Here is a 16,785-nt window from a genome sequence, read left to right on the forward strand (position 1 = left end):
ATGCCTCGTATCAGTGCATTGGCTCGACCTGTTCGGAGCGCAAGACGGATCTGGCGCTCCGCTCTGCGCGTCTATTTGTCCTTGTATTGCTCGTGCATGAGCAGCGAATACTCGGTCGGCGTAATGCCCCACTTCTTTTCCGCTGCCACGATGAAGCCGGTCTTCATCCAGTCCTTTGTCGTATCTTCGAGCAGCTTCTGAAGGCTGGCATTATCGAGCGCGACAGCGATCATCCATGGCGATGGCAAAATACCTTTCAGGGGCAAGTCGTAGTCCGCCTTCCACTCGTCCTCGAGCAGCTTGCCCTGCAGGAAGGTCTGATCGTAGACATAGCCGATGCAGTTGCCCTGCTTCATGGCGAACAGAGGCTTCTCCGAGCCGTCAAACGCAACGATTTCGGGGCCGTAGGATTTGGCAACGTCCTTGTTGTACCAGGCCCCCGACGTTGCACAGACGGGTTTTCCCTTGAGCTCGGCCCAGTCCTTGATGCCGGACTTCTTGTTGAGAAGGATGTTCACATAGTCCGAATAGTACAGCGGCTCGATGGCTTGAACCACGCGACGGCGTTCCGGCCTGTCCGACATGGTCGCTATCAGCAGGTCGACCTTTCCCTGCTGAAGAAATTCGATCCTGTTGGAGGCCGCGACCGGAACGAGTTCGAGTTTGACGCCGAGGCGCTTGGCAATGTCTGCGGCGAGATCCGGCTCGATGCCGACCACGTTTCCCGTGGGATCGCGGAAGCCGAAGGGCTTGTAGTCAGCCTTGACGCCGACATTCAACGTGCCGCGCTGCTTGATGGCATCGACGCCATCGGCGGCTTGGGCGCTGCCAAGCATCAGCAGCGCCGCGATGCCTGTCATCATGGAACGGACAATGTCTCTCATCGGATGACGCCTCCAGGATTGTGATCACGACGCGCGTTGCGCGCGCTTGTTCAAGATACAAGGCTCGTGCCAAACGTCACGAAAAACGGGAGATGGAGAATGGGCTGAGGTCGATCGCGCTTCGACCGTCGGTTACCATTCCGGCCACGACGTTGCCGATACCTGCCGAGTGCTTGAAGCCGTGGCCCGAGCACGCCGAGACGACACAAATCCGGTCCTGGTCGGGATGGCGGTCGATGATGAAGCCCCGATCGGGCGTCACCGTGTAGATGCAGGCAGCCGCCTGCGCGACGCGCGGCGTGGCGCCGGCGAGCCGCCCCGCGACGTGCTTCCGGTACATTTCAGCCGATTCCGCGGGATCGACGGTGCGGTCGATGGCGTCGGCCGTCGTGTTGATCTCGTACTGCTCGGTCGCGACCTTGAGACGACGATCGCCAGGCAGCGGCGGGAAGCCGTAGAGGTAGTCGACATCCGTCGCGCCGTGCATCCAGATGAACACAGGGGCGTCGGCGCGGTACGCGCTGGTATCCTCGAGCTCGTACCAGTGCAGCACCTGCCGCTTCACCGTAAGCACGCGGTCAAACGGCGCGCCGAGCAGGTGGGCATTCCAGCCGCCGGCCGACACCACCACCTGGTCGGCCTCGAATGTGCCTGAGGACGTTTCCACCCGAACGGCGGAGCCGCGCTGCGCGATCGCGAGAACCTCGACTCCCGTGCGGATCGTTGCGCCGAGCTGCTCCGCGCGCGTCAGTTGCGCCTTGATGCAGCGCTCCGGAAAAACGTACCCTCCGCCGGGTTCGTAATAGGCCTTCTCGTTGCCCTGGAGATTCAGGAACTGCGGGAAGCGATGAGCCACCTCTCGCCCGTCGATCACTTCATGCGCGATGCCGAAGTCACGCGCGGCCCCAATCGAGCGCGCGACGAAATCCGGCTTGCCGTGGTGCGACGTCTCGCCGACACCGGGCGCCATGACGACGAGGCCGCATGGGTTCAGCAGCTCGGCAGACGTCTCGGCTTCGAGCTCACGCCAGATCCGGTGCGTATCCAGCACCAGGGGCACGTAATCGCGGCCTTCGCCGACCGCCTGCCGGGTGATGCGGGTTTCGCCGTGGCTGGATCCCATCGTGTGGGGCGGGGCAAAGCGATCGAGGCCGACCGCCTTTACCCCTCGCCTCGCCAGTTGATAGAGGGCCGCGCTGCCCATGGCACCGAGGCCGATCACCAGAATATCCGCTTGCTCGCTCATGGATCGGGACTGCTTAATTGTTAGGACGATCCGAAGTCTGCTTTCGGATGCGGCTCTCCTACAAGGATAATTCATATAATGAAGGCAATTTGCATGTTAATATGACTTCTGCTTAAGCTATGGATATGACGCCACCTGTTCCAGACTTGCGAAGCTTGCAGATTGTCGCTGCCGTCGCGGAGTCCGGCAGCATGCTTCAGGCGTCCCGTCAGTTCGGGATGACGCAATCAGCGGTTTCTCAGGCTGTGCGGCGGGCCGAGGCCTCGATCGGCGTCGCGTTCTTCAACCGTAGCCGGAGGCCGCTTACACTGACGCGGGCGGGCCGCATCCTTGCTGGCCGTGTTCGCGATCTGAATCGCGACTTTGACACGTTACTCAGCGCACTCCGGGACGCAGCGAAACTGCCTGAGCGTGTCGATCTGAGGCTCGGCCTCATCGACTCCTATGCCGCCACGGTCGGCGCACACCTCGTCAAGGAGCTCATGACGGGCGAGGTCGCACTGAGCCTGTCCGTTTGGTCGGGCCTTGCTCACTCGCATGCCGAGGCGCTGGTCCACCGAACGATCGACGCGGCGATCACATGCGATGCGATGGATGACCTGTATGATATCGAGCGCTTCCCGTTTTACCGCGAGCCAAATCTGCTGGTGGTGCCGCGCGGATTGGAAGCCGAATTTGCTGACCTTGATTTGCGGGAGATCCTGACCCGGCATCGCCTGGTCCGGTACAGCGAACGCTCCTATGCGGGCGCTCAGGTCGAGCGCCACCTGAGCCGTTTGGGCATTCGCCCACCGCGGGCCTTTGAGTTTGACACCTCGGACAGCCTGGTCGCCATGGTCGCCACCGGGATGGGCGTGGCGATCACCACGCCGCTGTGTCTGTTGCAGGGGCTCGCTCACGCTGGTCAAGTCAGCGCTCTCCCTCTGCCGGGCCCCGGATTTTTTCGTGAGCTGCTTCTGGTGACCCGCCGTGGCGATCTCTCATCACTGGCGCCGCGCATCGCGGAGATGGCTCGGACGAGTATTACGATGCAGGCGATGCCGCGGATCCGGACGCTCGTGCCTTGGTTCACCCAAGACTACTAGCCATTGCCACCACGAAAAAGGCCCGGCTCTCGCCGGGCCTTTTTGCGTTTTGGAGCCGGGTCTCGCCTCAGCGGCGGAACATGCCGCCCATCATGCCGCCGACGACACCGCCGACGAAGGCCGCGCCGGCATCGCCGCCGCCGCTGTTGCGATGCTGAACCGGTGCGCTGCTCTGGGCCTGGGCCGGGGCAGCACGCCGGGCCGGCTTCGCGCTGTCGTCGCTCGCGGTGGCCGGCGCGGCCGCCACGATCTCGGACAGCAGGGCCTTGTGCTGGAGCTTGTTGAGGTAGCCGGTCGACGGATAACCGCGAGCGGCCTGCCAGCGCTTCAGCACTGAGCGGGTCTCGTCGGTGAAGGCACCGGTCACCTTGGTGTCGAAGCCGAGCCCGGTCAGGCGGCGCTGCACGTCGCGGCGCTGGCCCTTGTCGAGGCCGATCTGGTCCTCGGTGAGCTGGGTGGAGTCATCGGTGAAGGTGGCGGGATCGATCCCGGAGTTCAGATTGCGGGTCGCCGTGGACGGGCCGCTCTTGATCGCCGCAAGCCGCGCCAGCGCCAGCGCCTTGAACTGGCCGTTCGGATAGGCCGAGAGATAGGCGTTGAGCTCTTCCGGCTTGTTGGATTCCTTGACCGAGCGCCAGTATTCGAGCTCGACACCGTCGGAGCTGCTCGCTGCCGCCGGCACGTTTCCGGAAGCGGTCGGGGCTGCGTTGGCAACCTGCGTCTGCTGCGACGGGTTGAGATAGACCGCGCCGATCAGGTTGGTGTGGCCCCAGGGAAGCTGGCCCTTGCGGGTCTCTTCGTTGACCTGGGCGCGCACCGAGGTCATCGCCTGCTGGATCTCGACGCCGGGCTTGGTGATGTTGTCGATCAGCGCGCGGGTGAACGGGCTGTTGTTGCCCTCCTGGCCGTCGAGCGCGGTCTGGCCCGGGCCGGTGGCGAACGCGATCAGCGTGCCTTCGCCCGACTTCATCTCGGCAAGACCGCTCTGCACGTTGACGCTGCGCGTTGCCGAGTTCGACTTGATCTTGGCGGCGAACGGATTGTCGCGGCAGGCGTCGAGGAAGACGAGCTTGACCTTGGCGTCGCCCATGGTCTGCTCGAGCGTCAGGTCGATATTGATGGCTGCGCCGAGCTTGACGTCCATCTCCGACTTAATGTCGGCGTCGACAGGCAGGAGGTAGTTACTGCCGCTGACGGCGATGCCGTGGCCGGCATAATAGAACACTGCGACATCGGAGCCTTGCGCCTTGCGGCCGAAGTCCAGGAGCTTCTCCGTCATCTGGTCGCGGGTGAGGTTGGATCCTTCGATCACCTCGAAGCCGACATTGCGCAGGGTCGCCGCCATCGCCTTGGCGTCGATCGGCGGGTTCGGCAATTGTGCGACGTTCTTGTAGGAGCCGTTGCCGACGACGAAGGCGACACGGCGGTCGGCCTTCGCGGCACTGACCGACAGCGCCATGCACATCAGCGAAGCGAGCAGGGTGAGAGTGCGCATCTGAAATCCCCAACAGAATCGAATTGCAGGCAGCAACAAATTGGCAACGAACCTACACGAAGTGCCCGACTTCGCGCCACCAAAACGGCAGTACGTCGTATTCAACCCGCTGCTGTGTGGCCGAATGTGCACGATGGAATGCCCCTCCAACGTGATCCAGATCACACGGCCACTTCGTTTTTGTCGCGCGAGTCAGCGCGAGGTTCACTGCGCGCGGGCGGGAACCGGGGCGGTCGGCTTCAGGTTCAGGAGATTGCCGCACAGGATCAGCGTCGCGCCGAGCACGGTCCAGGCGTCGAGCCGCTCCGAATACAGCAGCCAGCCGACAGTCGCGGTGAGCGGCACCCGCAAGAAGTCCATCGGCACCACGATGGTTGCATCCGCGTAGCGGAGCGCGCTGGCGAGGCAATAGTGCGAGAATGTGCCGCAGACCCCGATGACGAAGAGCCAGCCCCAGAGAGTGGTTGACGGCCAGGTCCAGACATAGAGCGTCGGCAGCAGGCCCACGACCATCTGCACCACGATCATCCAGAACAGGATCGACAATGCGCTCTCGGTCCGGGTCAGCGATTTCGCCAAGATCATGGAAATGCTGAAGCCGATCGCGGCCCCCAGTGCGATCAACTGGCCCGGATTGATCTCGCCGGTGGCGGGCCGCACGATCATGACGACGCCGACGATGCCGAGCGCGATGGCGGCGATCTTCCAGACGGTCATGCGCTCGGACAGAAACGTTGCGGCCAGCAGCGCAGTCCAGATCGGCATGGTGAATTCGATCGCGACGACCTGGCCGATTCCGATCAGCGTCAGTGCGTAGAACCAGCCGAGCTGCGCGAAATAATGGACCCCGTTGCGCGCGAGGTGCTGGGGCAGGCGTTTGGTCGCGACCGCCTTGAAACCGCCGGCCCGGTAGATGATCGGCAGCAGCAGCGTGAAGCCGATCACCGAGCGCACTTCCATGATCTGGAAGACGTTCAGCTCGCGCGTGGTCTCGCGGCCGGCAACCGCCATGACCAGCATCAGCGCCAGCCAGCCGGCCATCCACAGTGCAGCCATCGTTTTGGACGGTGTTGCGGTCATCGTTGCTGGTGCGGGCGATCGAGCCTGAGGGGAGGGCCGGTATCGGCGACATCGCCGGCGTTTGCAACGGCCAAAACTGCGGATGCAGCGATGCAGGGCGGCGTGCTAAGGCATCATTGAACAACAAGAAAAGGGAGATCTTCGCTCATGCAAATCTTGCAGCCGGCCGAATGGAAGAAACCGCGGGGCTTTTCTCACGGCGTGGTTGCCGAAGGGCCGGGCCGCTGGGTGGTGCTGGCCGGGCAGACCGGCGGCGACGAGACCGGCAATTACGCGCCTGACATGGCGGCGCAGGTCGCAACCGCGCTGAAGCGGATCATCAAGCTCCTTGGCGAGGCCGGAGCCGGTCCGGAGCATATCGTCCGCCTGACCTGGTACCTGACCAGCCGCAGCGAATATGAGGCCGCGGGCGCCGGCATCGGCGCGGCCTGGAAGGAAACACTGGGGCGCAATTTTCCGCCCTCGACGCTGCTCTACATCGGCGGTCTCGTGGACGAGCGGGCCAAGGTCGAAATCGAGGTCACGGCGTTCGTGCCGAACGCATAAGACGCATAAAAAAGCCCCGGCGGAATCGCCGGGGCTTTTGGCTTGAACGCGGTCCGCCTTAGCGCGACAGCGAGATGTTGGCGCCGCGGAACTGGCTGTCCGCGCGCATGGTGACGCTCTGCTTGTTGCCGGACGTCTTCAGCGAGATGTTGGCGTTGAAGCCGGCGGTCGAGGCGACCAGGTCGTAGTTTCCGCCAGCGCCGCGGCCCTGGAGGGAGCCGCTGATGTTGCGGCTGGCTTCGGACCAGCTGCCGGCGATGGCGCCGCCTTCAGCCCTGACGTTGGCGCCGAGATTGAACTTGTAGGCGTCGCTGGCGCAGGTCAGCGACATCTCCATCGTCGGTCCGATCGGGGCGTATCTGGCCCGGCAGCGGATCCGCTCGGTCGAGCCGTCATCGAGCGTGACGGTGCCGGCACCGCTCCAGCTCCCCGCCAGCGGGGCGAACGGGCCGGACTGGGCCTTGCTCTCAGAGTTGGCGATCCCCGCCGCAAACAAAACGGCGGCCGCGATCAGCAGCCGCCGGCTTACGACGCGGGTCCCGAATTTCTTACTGGCGCGATGCTTCCCACCGCCCGCTGCACGGTATGCCTGCAGATGCTCCATTCCACTTCCCCGATCCGGCGTTGCCGCTGAGTTGACCGTTGGCATATGCACCATTGATCGAAACTTTCACAAGTCCCCCGCTGCCGATGGTGCCGGAAACGTTAGCGCCGGGCGCGGTGATCTTGCCGTCGGCAACCGTCAGCATGGAGCTCGCGGTCGGCTCGCAGGTGCCGCTCTTGGTCACGATGGTGACATGCCAGTTGCCGTCATAGGGGGTCTGGGCGAAAGCGGGAGCGGCGAGGGTGATAACTGAAGCGGCACAGAATGCCGTAATGCGACCAAAACGCATGAATTCCGTCCTTGAATCTGTCTGATATGCTGACGCTTATTCGGCCTAAATGTGACGGAAATTTGTTGCATTGCCAAAGCGAAAATTGTTCCTGTGGAAACAATGGTTTATTTGTGTTTCCGGCTCCAATTTTCGAAGCAGAATCAACGCGCCTTCACGTTAAGGGTAAACGTCAGGACAGGACTCAGGGAAGGACTCACGAAAGACTTGGCGCCAAGGTGGCGAACTGCTCGTCCTGAACCTTGGAGGGCAGCGCCTTGTGGACCTTGACGTAGTCGATCACGTCGGCCAGCAGCTTGAGGCCGAGCGGAGCGAGCGCACGCTCCCAGAGCTCGCGAGCCGTCTCGCCCTTCCTGACGAAGCACCAGTCCTGGGCGGCGATGGCGCCGGCGTCCATGCGGTCGGCAAGATGATAGATCGTGCCGCCGGCGATCGGATCGCCTTCCTTGATTGTCCATTCCACGGCGGCTTTGCCCCGATGACGCGGCAGCAGCGAGGGATGATAGCCGATCCCGCCGTACTTCGCGGCGGCCAGGGCGTCCTTGCCGATCCGGGCGTGGCTGTGGGCGGTGATGATCAGGTCGGTGTCGGGGCCGATTTCAGAGGCGACCACCAGCTTCGGATTGGCCTGGACTGTCACCTCGATGCCGGCCGCCTTGGCGCTCGCGGCGAGGCGATCCTCGGCGTCGGCCACGACGACCCGCACGATCGGGACGCCGTGCTCCCGGAGCATGTTCAGGGTGGTCACGCCGAAATGGCGGGAGCCGACGAGGGTAATGCGCATGGGTGTCCGATCCGTCTCGCAACTGCGTCATCCCCCGATAACACGTCGGTGCGTCCTGTCACCAGCCGCGGGCGGTTTGTGCCGGTTATCAACAATGCACCGGGCGCGGGGCGCGACGGGCTCCGCGATTGCGCAGCCGGCCGTTCCGGTGCTTCCATGCGCGTATTGCACCGTATCAGGAGCGAGCGCATGCGAAGCGCGTGGTTTTTCCTTCTCGCGGCACTGAGCGTAGCCACGCCCGCGCGCGCCGGCGGGCCGTACCCGGCGGTCCCGCCCGAGGTCGGGGTGGCGCCGTTCATCGGTCCGACGTGGGATGCCTATCGTTGCGTCGAAGGGCCGGTCTATAATTTCTACCACGACGCCTATTACGGCGAGGAGCCGCCCGCACTCTATCGCGGCTACGCCTACAGGCCGTACTACCGCTACAGCGCCTACCGCAGGCTGCCGCGCAAATATTTTTGCGTCACCGACTAGCGTTGCCGGGCGGCCACATCGACAGCAAATGATGTATCCGCCGGTTCCTCTGTTTCATTTCTAACATAAGCAGCCCCCGTGTGCCGCTAGAATGCACCAACCGGGGCTGGCCAAATTTGATTCCGAATCCGTTTTCGAACCCGGCTTTGGCCGCTGGCGAGTGATCGCCAGCGGCTTTTCATGCCGGCGCCATCACGAAATCATCAAACGGTAACGCGTTCTCAACCTGCCTGTCGTATCGACGAATCCGTCGCGGATTTGTATTGCGTACCGCGACACCAAAAATGTCCCGCCGGCGTGGGTGCGCCGCGTGGGCTTTTTTGCCGGGACCGATTTCATGCCGAGCGCAATTGAGCAGATCGTGGACGCCTATGTGCGGCTGAAGAACCGCCGTGGGCTCGACGAGCTGATGATGCACAGGCAGCGGCTCGCGGTCGATCTGAAGAGCAGGTCCGGCTATGATTTCAGCCTGCCGATCGGCAAGATCGACGAGGAGATCGCGATCATCGAGGAGGGGCTCAGCCGGCTGAAGGCTCAGTCTCCGGATTCCCGCGGGATACGTCCGATCTGACGCGCTCAGTCGCGCCGGCCACCGTCGATGACGGTGAACAGCGGCCGTGCCTGGGTCGGCTCGACCAGAAGTTCCTCCACCAGCGCGGTTGCCGCATCGACATATTTGCGCGTCGGTTTGTCGAGCTCACGTTTGGCCTCGTCGTCGAGCGCGACCTTTGCGGCCTCGACCAGCTTGCGCATGCGCGCCGCATGGTCGTCGCCCGCCGTCAGCGTCGCGCGCGCCAGCGAGCGCAGCACGAACAGTTCGCCTTCGAGGCGGAGCAGGCGGTCGTTGAGCCTGGAGAGGACTGCGTTGAGATCGGCCATAGCTGCTGTTCGTCGCGGAGGATCCATCCTGATCTAGCGGCGATCGGTGAACGGAATCCAAACGCCATTGGCGCAATTGGGTTGATCTCCGGCGTCTCCTGGCAGCAGCGATGCCGCCGATGTGAGACATCGTGACGTTGCGACGCATCGTTCCAGCGTGGTTCCCGCACCACATGGTGCCCGGGTGGACGTCTGGAGCACGTATGATGCGGTCTATCCTGGCTTTGGTCCTCCTAATTTCAACATGCGCATGGGCGGCTGCCGCGCCGGCGCATCATGCCCGCCCGCGCCACCACGTCGTCGTCCATCTGCCCGAGGACGCGCCGGTCCCGCCCGGCTGGTACAAATTTCCCGGGTGGCCGCCGATCCCGCCGTCGGAGAACAGGAATCTCGATCCCTCCAATTTCGGCGGCGGTTGATCGAAGCTACGATGCGGTTCGGGCGAGATAGTCGCGGGCGAAGGCGAGATACCAGTCGAGGCAGGCGGGATTGGCCATCGCCTCCTTGTTGATGACCTTTTCGACGGGCTGGCCGAGCAGCAGCTTCTTGATCGGCAGCTCCTGCTTCTTGCCCGAGAGCGTGCGCGGGATCTCGGCGACGGCAAAGATCTCGTTCGGCAGGAATCGCCGGGACAGGCCGGCCTCGATCGCCTTGTTGATCCTGGCCTGCATCGCAGCGTCGAAGGCTGTGCCCTCGCGCAGCACCACGAACAGCGGCATGTAGCTGTCGCGGCCGAGATATTCGAGGTCGACGACGAGGCTATCCAGCACTTCCGGCAGCGCTTCGATCGCGGAATAGAGCTCGCTCGTGCCCATGCGCAGGCCGTGCCGGTTGATGGTCGCATCGCTGCGGCCATAGATGATGCAGGAGCCGTCCGGATTGACCTTGAGCCAGTCGCCGTGCCGCCACACCGGCCCGCGGCCGCTGCCGTCGAAATTGTCCAGATAGGTCTCGAAATAGCTGGCGCGATAGCGCGCATCGCCCTTGTCGTTCCAGAAACGGAGCGGCATCGAGGGCATCGGCTCGGTACAGACGAGCTCGCCGACCTCGTCGATGACGGCGCGGCCCTGCTCGCTGAAGGCTTCGACCGCCGCGCCGAGCAGGCGGCACTGCATCGCGCCCGGGGTCTGCGGCAATTCGCGGTTGCCGCCGATGAAGGCGCCGGCGAAATCGGTGCCGCCGGAGATGTTCGCCCACCAGATGTCGGCCTGCGCCTTGCTGCCGTTGATTTTCGACAACGCCGCGAAGCGATCGTTGAACCAGGCTTGCGTATCGGCGCTGAGCGGCGAGCCGGTCGAGCCGAGGCAGCGCAGCCGCGACAGATCGCCGGCCGCAGTGAGATCGATCTCGGCCTTGGCGCAGTTGGCGAAGAACGCCGCGCCGGCGCCGAAGAAGGTCGCCTTCGACTGTGCCACGAACCGCCACAGCGTGGTCCAGTCCGGCTTGTCCTTGGTGCCGCCCGGGCTGCCGTCGAAGATGCAGCAGGTGGTGCCGCTGAGCAGGCCGCCGACCTGCGAATTCCACATGATCCAGCCGGTCGAAGAGTACCAGTGATAGCACTCGCCGAACGAGTTCTTGTGGTAGGAGCAGCCGAGGTCGTTGTGCAGGCCCAGCAGCGCCAGCACCACGATGACGATGCCGCCATGACCGTGCACGATCGGTTTCGGCAGGCCGGTGGTGCCGCTGGAATAGACGATCCAGAGCGGATGATCGAACGGCAGCCAGGCCGGCTCGAACGCGTCGATCGCGGCGCCTGTCCTTGCGACGATGTCGGCGAGCAGGGCGTCCGGCGCTGCGGGCGCGGCCTCGCTGTGCAGGATGACGTGCTCGACCGTCGGCAGCGACCGCCGCAGCTCCGCGACGACGTCTTTGCGATCATGCCGGCGGCCGGCATAGGTGACGGCATCGCAGGCGATCAGCACCTTCGGCTCGATCTGCTTGAAGCGGTCGATCACGGCGGGCGCAGCCATATCGGGCGCACAGACGCTCCAGACCGCGCCGATGCTGGCGCTCGCCAGGAACGCGATGATGGTTTCGGGGATGTTGGGCAGATAGGCCGCGATCCGGTCACCGGGCTTGATGCCCTTCCCCTTCAGATGCAGCGCGAGCGCCGCCGCCTTGCGCCGCAGCTCCGGCCAGCTCGTTTCGTTGAGCTTGCCGTCCTCGCCGCTACTGACGATCGCGGGCAGGCCGGCGGCGTCGGCGGCCTCAACATGCCGGAACACCTGCCGCGCATAGTTGACCTGCGCACCGGGAAACCACACCGCGCCCGGCATCTTGCGCTCGGTGATCACGGCCGCAAACGGCGTCGGCGATTGCAGATCGTAATAGTCCCAGATGCTGCGCCAGAAGCCGTCTAGATCGCACACCGACCACTGCCGCATCTCCTCGTAATTCGCGAAGGAAAGGCCACGCTGCTCGGCGAGCCAGTTGCGGTAGAGAGCGATCTGGGGAACGAAGGGTGCGGTCATTGCGTGTCGGATTCTGTTGCGGGGAGGGGAGTCTAACCGGTGTCGCGGCTGAGCAGAAGCGTCAGTTCCTCATCCCTGCGTCACGGCAAAGCGCTCGCCGCCGATCCCGGCCTGATGCCGCGCGGCCGGCGCTGAAGCTGGCGTTCAAACGCCCTCAAAGCAAAAGCTGAAAAACAACCCCATACACAGTAGCGGGGCTATTGAATGCATTCGTCGTTTTCAGTTGGTGCCAAGCAGGTCCTTTTCGGACTTGTCCAACGCGAACAGCCTACCGATATCTCGATGGCGCGACGCATCGCCTCGTCCGGATTTGACACGTCGGGCAAAACACTGGCAGAGCGGCATCATCGGAAATTCGTAACACCCGCGCGGGGAAACCTGCCGCGGGTTTTTTATGTCGTAGCAGTTGCCATGATAAAAGGATCGCTATTGTTCCGCACAGCGGCAGGGCTGACAATCGCAGTGGGAATTTTGCGTGAAGTGTTTTGCCCGACGACGGGCAAGGTGTCACTGCGAACTCCGTCGATGCATTGTGCGTCGTTGCTTCAACATCGTCATTGCGAGCGCAGCGAAGCAATCCAGAATCCCTCCGCGGAGGCGCTCTGGATTGCTTCGTCGCAAGAGCTCCTCGCAATGACGGCGAGAGTGGCGATGGGGTTTGGTAGCCCGGATGAAGCGAAGCGCAATCCGGGGTTCGTGCAATAAAGCGACACTGGTCCCGGATTTCGCTTCGCTCCATCCAGGCGACGGCAGTGAGAACCTTGCCTCGGCCTACCAACCCACTCCCGCCCACCGTCTCCCGAACACCGGCGGCTTGGTCTTCACCGCGGACCAGCCGAAGAAGTGATGCTTCCCCGACCAGGAGTGCACCACGCCACTGCAGATGCTGCATTTGAAGTGGCCCGAATGCGGCTCGGCGTGCTCTTCCCTTGTCGCAATGTAGTTCATGCTGCAACCGGGGCAGGTGAATTCTTCGATCGTCCAGATGCTGTTGGCCATTGCACCGCAATTACAGGTTAGGTCACGCTGACCAGCGTAGGATTCAGCATTTGCTTCGAAGTAAACCGAATGACGCAAAATCCGTTAATTCCGATTAGCCAAGTTGGCGACTTGCCGTCTGCCACGGAAATAGGACTGGCACGATGGCAAGGCTATTTGCAGTTGATCGCGAGCGGGCCGCTAGTTGGTGAGTTCGGCGGCAGTTTTAGCTCTTGGTTTCCTGCCGTTTTTAGGCGCAGTTCGGTCCATGTTCCGTCGATCATGAGGGGGCCCGCTGGCAGCGCGGACTGAGTGCCGGGGATCGTGAGGCTCAGTCCCGGTGTTTGTGTACTGTGCGCCGAAAGTCCTAGCCCGATCAGCAAGGCTAGAAGAGCAAAAACCCCCGTTAGAGACTGCACGTTCAAGCGTTTCGAGACGGGGAGCGTTGACCAAGCGGTTTCGGTTGGGAACGTTCGTCCGTCGGCACGCTTATAGACCCCGCTGATTGCAGAGAGGCCGGCGCTCATGCTGATGAACAAGAGGATCACGCTGAAGGTGAAGAAGGCGACGGTCCAAGACAGCCACGGAACGCCATTAGAGCGCGTGAACTGAAGCAATGTCCCTGAAGCAACCAGAAGCGCGACAGCAATTGTGAGAAGCGTCTTAGCAGTCTCGACCGCCAGCTTCGTCGCTTCCTTCTTGTCGTCCGAACTTCGGCCGCCAAGGCGAGCCTTCGCCTCCGATAGAAAGGCATCTTGCGTCGTGACGTCGGGCCAAATCGTCGCTTTGTTGGCCTCCAAATGTGCAATTGCAGTCAGAGGATCGAAAGCTGGCACGGCGTCACCCCCACAAAAGATAAGTTGAGATGGTACCCCAGGCTGCGTCGATCGCTTTGATGACGTCGTGGGAAGATGCAAGTGACTCGCGCTTGTTGTTGTTCGTTGTTTTTACCAACTCATAGAAGCTATCCATCACCTGGGCATCCAGGTTCTGTGCTGTGAGAACGACGGTGCTATTTGGAGACGAGAGATTCCCCTGGCTCAATCGATCCTGGTAGGGTTGAACGATCATCTGGTCGAAAAGCGACAGCACGCAGAGCAAAGCGTCAGATCGAAATGTGGACATTTGGTTTTGCAGTAGGGCGGCTTTGATTTGATCGAGAACAGCTATGTTCCTCGTGTCGTAATTCATGAACAATTTGAAGTATGACTGCGCGAGTAAAGGATCCACGGTATCCTCTCCTTTGGAAATGTCCGAGTATAATATTTACCTTTAGTTGTATCAATGGCGTCTATCCCGCGCGAAGGCCTGGCCCCCCAGTGGAGCCGGTTAAGCTTGCGACGAGCGCCCGTCAGTCCAAATCGCGCCGCCGGTCGGTCCAAGCGCCCCCTTGATCGGACAGCTAGATTTCACCCCATCGCCCTGGTCGAGCAGGGCAAAAGTCATTGGGGGTGGGATCATGAGCAAGAAACTGATTTTTACAGCTGCGCTGTTGTCGCTGGCAACTCCGGCCTTTGCGGCCGACATCATCGAACCTGCGCCGGTGGTGAAGGCGCCGATCGTGCCGGCCCAGATCTTCAGCTGGACCGGCTTCTACATCGGCGCGCATGGCGGCGGCGCCTGGAGCAAATGGACCGGCATCGACCCGACCGATCCGACAGCGACCTGGAGCTCGGCCACGGCCAGCGGCGGCATCGTCGGGGGCCAGATCGGCGGCAACTACCAGATCAGCAATTTCGTGATCGGCCTCGAAGGCACCGGCGCCTGGTCCAGCGTCACACTCAATGCCGGCGGCCCGTTCGGTGGCGGTGCCGGCTTCAACCTGTCGCTGAAGAACGACTACATCGCCACGGTCGCCGGCCGTTTCGGCGTCGCCTTCGACCGCGTGCTGCTCTACGCCAAGGGTGGCGCGGCCTTCACCCGCGACAAGTATAGCGTCAACAACGGCCTTGCCGGCCCGCTCGCCGGTTCCGCCTCGGGCAGCTTCAATCGCACCGGCTGGCTTGCCGGCGGCGGCATCGAGTGGATGTTCGTGCCGAACTGGTCGGTGCGGGCCGAGTACAACTATATGGGCTTCGGCACGATCACCGAGCAGCCGGTGACGACAGGCAATCTGGTGGCGACTCCAGCCAACGTGAAGCTGAACATCCAGACCGGCACGGTGGGCGTGAACTACCACTTCTGAGCGGACGGAGCGCCACCGCTTGGCCGACTGGACCAACCCGTTCGGCGACAGCTGATGCCGCGCCGGGCGGCGCAGCGGTCCGATCCCTTGCGCCGCCGCGGGCCCGGTCGTCTTGACGCCGGATGCGCGGCTGGCAATAACGCTTTGCCGCGCAAGTGCCGGAACCCGCGTCAATGCCGCAAGGAAAGGCGTGCCCGTGAAAAGTCTCCGTCAGCTCCTGACGGGAGAGGACATCATCCAGCTCCTGATCCGGGTCGGCCTGCTTGGCCTGCTGATCATCTGGACCTTCCTGATCATCCGCCCGTTCGTGCCGATCCTGGCCTGGAGCGCCGTGCTCGCGGTCGCGTTCTATCCGGCCTTCAGCTGGGTCGCCAAGATCCTCGGCGGCCGCCCGAAGACCGCGGCCGCGATCCTCACCCTGATCACGCTCGGCATCGTCATTGGCCCGGCGACCTGGCTCGGCCTCAGCGCGGTGGACGGTGCGCGCGAACTGGCGAAGCAGCTCGGCACCGGCGATCTCGCGCTGCAGTCGGCGCCGGAGCAGCTCAAGTCGTGGCCGGTGGTCGGCCCTTGGCTCTACGATCTCTGGGATCAGGCTTACAACAACATCCGTGCGGTGCTGCGCGAGGTCGCGCCCTATCTCCAGCCGCTGGCGGGACCCCTGTTGTCGCTTGCGGGCGATGCGAGCCTCGGCACGCTCCAGTTTCTGGTCTCGGTGTTCGTCGCCGGCTTCCTGTTTCCGCATGGGCCGCGGCTGGTTGCGGCCGGGCGCGGCTTCCTGTTTCGCATCGTGCCCGAGCAGAGCGAGCATTTTCTCGAGCTTGGGGGCGCCACCATCCGCGCCGTGGCGCAAGGCGTGATCGGCGTCGCCATCGTGCAGGCGCTGCTCGCCGGCATCGGCTTCAAGATGGCAGCCGTGCCGAGCGCCGGCCTGCTCGCCTTCATCGTGCTCCTGCTCTCGATCGTGCAGATCGGCGCGTTCCTGGTGATCCTGCCGGTGATCATCTGGATCTGGACCGCCAAGGACGTCACCACGGCGCTGCTGCTCACGGTGTTTCTCGTCCTCGTCGGCTTCATCGACACCATGTTGAAGCCGCTGGTGATGGGGCGCGGCCTCACCACGCCGACCATCGTGATCTTCGTCGGCGTGATCGGCGGCACGCTCGCCCACGGGATCGTCGGCCTGTTCATCGGGCCGATCATCCTGTCGGTGGCCTGGGAGTTGATGATGGCCTGGATCAGGACCGAGGACCGGGCGGCGGCGAGCGAAAGCTGAGCTGCTCGCACGGGCTGTGGTCAAAGCGCCCCACGAACTTGTCTATTCAACTAGACAAGTTACGATAGGGCGATTCTGTTTTCGATCTACGGCAGTAATGGCGAAGTCTTCCAAGCTGGTTGCCGCAAAACGCGGCAAGGTATTGTTGGTCAGACGGCGGTCGGACGGCCTGTGGATGTTCCCGGGCGGCCGCAAGCGTTCGCGCGAGTCCGACAAGGACTGCCTGCGGCGGGAGATCAAGGAGGAGCTGCCCAAGCTGAAGCTCGGCCGGATCAGCCTGTGGAAGGAAGTGACGGCCAGGAATAAGCGCTCCGGTCGCAAGATGAGCGACGCGATCTTCATCGCCAAGGGTGCCAAGGGCAGGCTCGAGATCGGCGACAAGAAGGAGATCGACCGGGCCGCCTGGCAGAAGCCGCGCGGCATCCGCCTGACGCCGACCTCGCGCTACATCCGCGATCGGCTGTTTCCGAGCAAGCCGCGGCGCCAGTGAGGAGGGGGGCCGCGTCTTC

The 16,785-nt window shown here is 63.2% G+C and carries 20 protein-coding genes; 8 read left to right on the plus strand and 12 right to left on the minus strand.

Annotated elements, in window-relative coordinates; genetic code table 11:
- Positions 1 to 71: 71 nt before the first annotated feature.
- Positions 72 to 884, minus strand: a complete 813-nt coding sequence (locus AB7531_RS21565; RefSeq protein ID WP_028152112.1) for a transporter substrate-binding domain-containing protein — start codon at positions 882 to 884, stop codon at positions 72 to 74.
- A 76-nt stretch (positions 885 to 960) separates the two neighbouring features.
- A complete protein-coding gene (solA, locus tag AB7531_RS21570) occupies positions 961 to 2,130 on the minus strand; it encodes an N-methyl-L-tryptophan oxidase (protein WP_063983181.1) in 1,170 nt (389 codons plus the stop codon).
- A gap of 125 nt (positions 2,131 to 2,255) precedes the next feature.
- On the opposite strand from solA, the gene AB7531_RS21575 reads away from it, so the two are divergent.
- On the plus strand, positions 2,256 to 3,215 hold the full coding sequence (locus AB7531_RS21575; protein WP_063986358.1) for a LysR family transcriptional regulator: 960 nt from the start codon (positions 2,256 to 2,258) through the stop codon (positions 3,213 to 3,215).
- 67 nt (positions 3,216 to 3,282) lie between these two features.
- Here the strand turns inward: AB7531_RS21575 and AB7531_RS21580 are convergent, their stop codons facing one another.
- Together AB7531_RS21580 and AB7531_RS21585 are read right to left on the minus strand one after the other, a co-directional pair.
- Positions 3,283 to 4,710, minus strand: coding sequence for a caspase family protein (locus AB7531_RS21580; RefSeq protein WP_063983182.1), 1,428 nt, complete (start codon positions 4,708 to 4,710; stop codon positions 3,283 to 3,285).
- 204 nt (positions 4,711 to 4,914) lie between these two features.
- Positions 4,915 to 5,790, minus strand: coding sequence for a DMT family transporter (locus AB7531_RS21585; RefSeq protein WP_063983183.1), 876 nt, complete (start codon positions 5,788 to 5,790; stop codon positions 4,915 to 4,917).
- Between the two features lie 147 nt (positions 5,791 to 5,937).
- Here AB7531_RS21585 and AB7531_RS21590 point away from each other — a divergent pair, with 147 nt between their 5' ends.
- Positions 5,938 to 6,336 (plus strand): RidA family protein, encoded by a 399-nt coding sequence (locus AB7531_RS21590; protein WP_038955466.1) that lies wholly within the window; start codon positions 5,938 to 5,940, stop codon positions 6,334 to 6,336.
- A 58-nt stretch (positions 6,337 to 6,394) separates the two neighbouring features.
- On the opposite strand, the gene AB7531_RS21595 is transcribed toward AB7531_RS21590, so the two are convergent.
- From AB7531_RS21595 to AB7531_RS21605, 3 genes are all read right to left on the minus strand, one after another.
- Positions 6,395 to 6,940 carry a hypothetical protein gene (locus AB7531_RS21595; RefSeq protein ID WP_063983184.1) on the minus strand — a complete coding sequence of 182 codons (546 nt, stop codon included), beginning with the start codon at positions 6,938 to 6,940 and terminating at the stop codon, positions 6,395 to 6,397.
- The gene (locus tag AB7531_RS21600) at positions 6,885 to 7,229 is read right to left on the minus strand and encodes a hypothetical protein (protein ID WP_014495138.1); all 345 of its coding nucleotides are present in this window, start codon (positions 7,227 to 7,229) and stop codon (positions 6,885 to 6,887) included. Before AB7531_RS21600 ends, AB7531_RS21595 begins: the two co-directional genes overlap by 56 nt.
- A 196-nt stretch (positions 7,230 to 7,425) precedes the next feature.
- A complete protein-coding gene (locus AB7531_RS21605) occupies positions 7,426 to 8,013 on the minus strand; it encodes a formyltransferase family protein (protein ID WP_063983185.1) in 588 nt (195 codons plus the stop codon).
- 189 nt (positions 8,014 to 8,202) lie between these two features.
- Between AB7531_RS21605 and AB7531_RS21610 the strand changes: the two genes are divergently transcribed.
- On the plus strand, positions 8,203 to 8,487 hold the full coding sequence (locus AB7531_RS21610) for a hypothetical protein (protein ID WP_063986359.1): 285 nt from the start codon (positions 8,203 to 8,205) through the stop codon (positions 8,485 to 8,487).
- Positions 8,488 to 8,824: 337 nt separating this feature from the next.
- The gene (locus tag AB7531_RS21615) at positions 8,825 to 9,058 is read left to right on the plus strand and encodes a hypothetical protein (RefSeq protein ID WP_063986360.1); all 234 of its coding nucleotides are present in this window, start codon (positions 8,825 to 8,827) and stop codon (positions 9,056 to 9,058) included.
- 5 nt (positions 9,059 to 9,063) lie between these two features.
- On the opposite strand, the gene AB7531_RS21620 is transcribed toward AB7531_RS21615, so the two are convergent.
- Entirely contained in the window at positions 9,064 to 9,366 is a 303-nt protein-coding gene (locus AB7531_RS21620) for a hypothetical protein (RefSeq protein WP_063983186.1), read from the minus strand.
- A gap of 425 nt (positions 9,367 to 9,791) precedes the next feature.
- Complete coding sequence (locus AB7531_RS21625) at positions 9,792 to 11,837, minus strand: acetoacetate--CoA ligase (RefSeq protein ID WP_441280052.1); 2,046 nt, start codon at positions 11,835 to 11,837, stop codon at positions 9,792 to 9,794.
- 204 nt (positions 11,838 to 12,041) lie between these two features.
- Between AB7531_RS21625 and AB7531_RS21630 the strand changes: the two genes are divergently transcribed.
- Positions 12,042 to 12,542, plus strand: coding sequence for a hypothetical protein (locus AB7531_RS21630; RefSeq protein ID WP_187387692.1), 501 nt, complete (start codon positions 12,042 to 12,044; stop codon positions 12,540 to 12,542).
- Positions 12,543 to 12,608: 66 nt separating this feature from the next.
- On the opposite strand, the gene AB7531_RS21635 is transcribed toward AB7531_RS21630, so the two are convergent.
- From AB7531_RS21635 to AB7531_RS21645, 3 genes are all read right to left on the minus strand, one after another.
- Entirely contained in the window at positions 12,609 to 12,836 is a 228-nt protein-coding gene (locus AB7531_RS21635; RefSeq protein WP_063983188.1) for a hypothetical protein, read from the minus strand.
- 152 nt (positions 12,837 to 12,988) lie between these two features.
- Entirely contained in the window at positions 12,989 to 13,651 is a 663-nt protein-coding gene (locus AB7531_RS21640; RefSeq protein WP_187387693.1) for a hypothetical protein, read from the minus strand.
- A 4-nt stretch (positions 13,652 to 13,655) separates the two neighbouring features.
- The gene (locus AB7531_RS21645) at positions 13,656 to 14,045 is read right to left on the minus strand and encodes a hypothetical protein (protein WP_063983190.1); all 390 of its coding nucleotides are present in this window, start codon (positions 14,043 to 14,045) and stop codon (positions 13,656 to 13,658) included.
- 229 nt (positions 14,046 to 14,274) lie between these two features.
- Here AB7531_RS21645 and AB7531_RS21650 point away from each other — a divergent pair, with 229 nt between their 5' ends.
- From AB7531_RS21650 to AB7531_RS21660, 3 genes are all read left to right on the plus strand, one after another.
- Entirely contained in the window at positions 14,275 to 15,000 is a 726-nt protein-coding gene (locus AB7531_RS21650; RefSeq protein WP_063983191.1) for an outer membrane protein, read from the plus strand.
- A 190-nt stretch (positions 15,001 to 15,190) separates the two neighbouring features.
- The gene (locus AB7531_RS21655) at positions 15,191 to 16,276 is read left to right on the plus strand and encodes an AI-2E family transporter (protein WP_063983192.1); all 1,086 of its coding nucleotides are present in this window, start codon (positions 15,191 to 15,193) and stop codon (positions 16,274 to 16,276) included.
- Between the two features lie 97 nt (positions 16,277 to 16,373).
- Entirely contained in the window at positions 16,374 to 16,766 is a 393-nt protein-coding gene (locus AB7531_RS21660) for an NUDIX hydrolase (protein WP_028152127.1), read from the plus strand.
- The last annotated feature ends 19 nt before the right edge of the window (positions 16,767 to 16,785 follow it).

This window comes from Bradyrhizobium sp. 63_E2_N1_3 (assembly GCF_052076005.1).
GTDB classification, from domain to species: Bacteria; Pseudomonadota; Alphaproteobacteria; order Rhizobiales; family Xanthobacteraceae; genus Bradyrhizobium; species Bradyrhizobium barranii.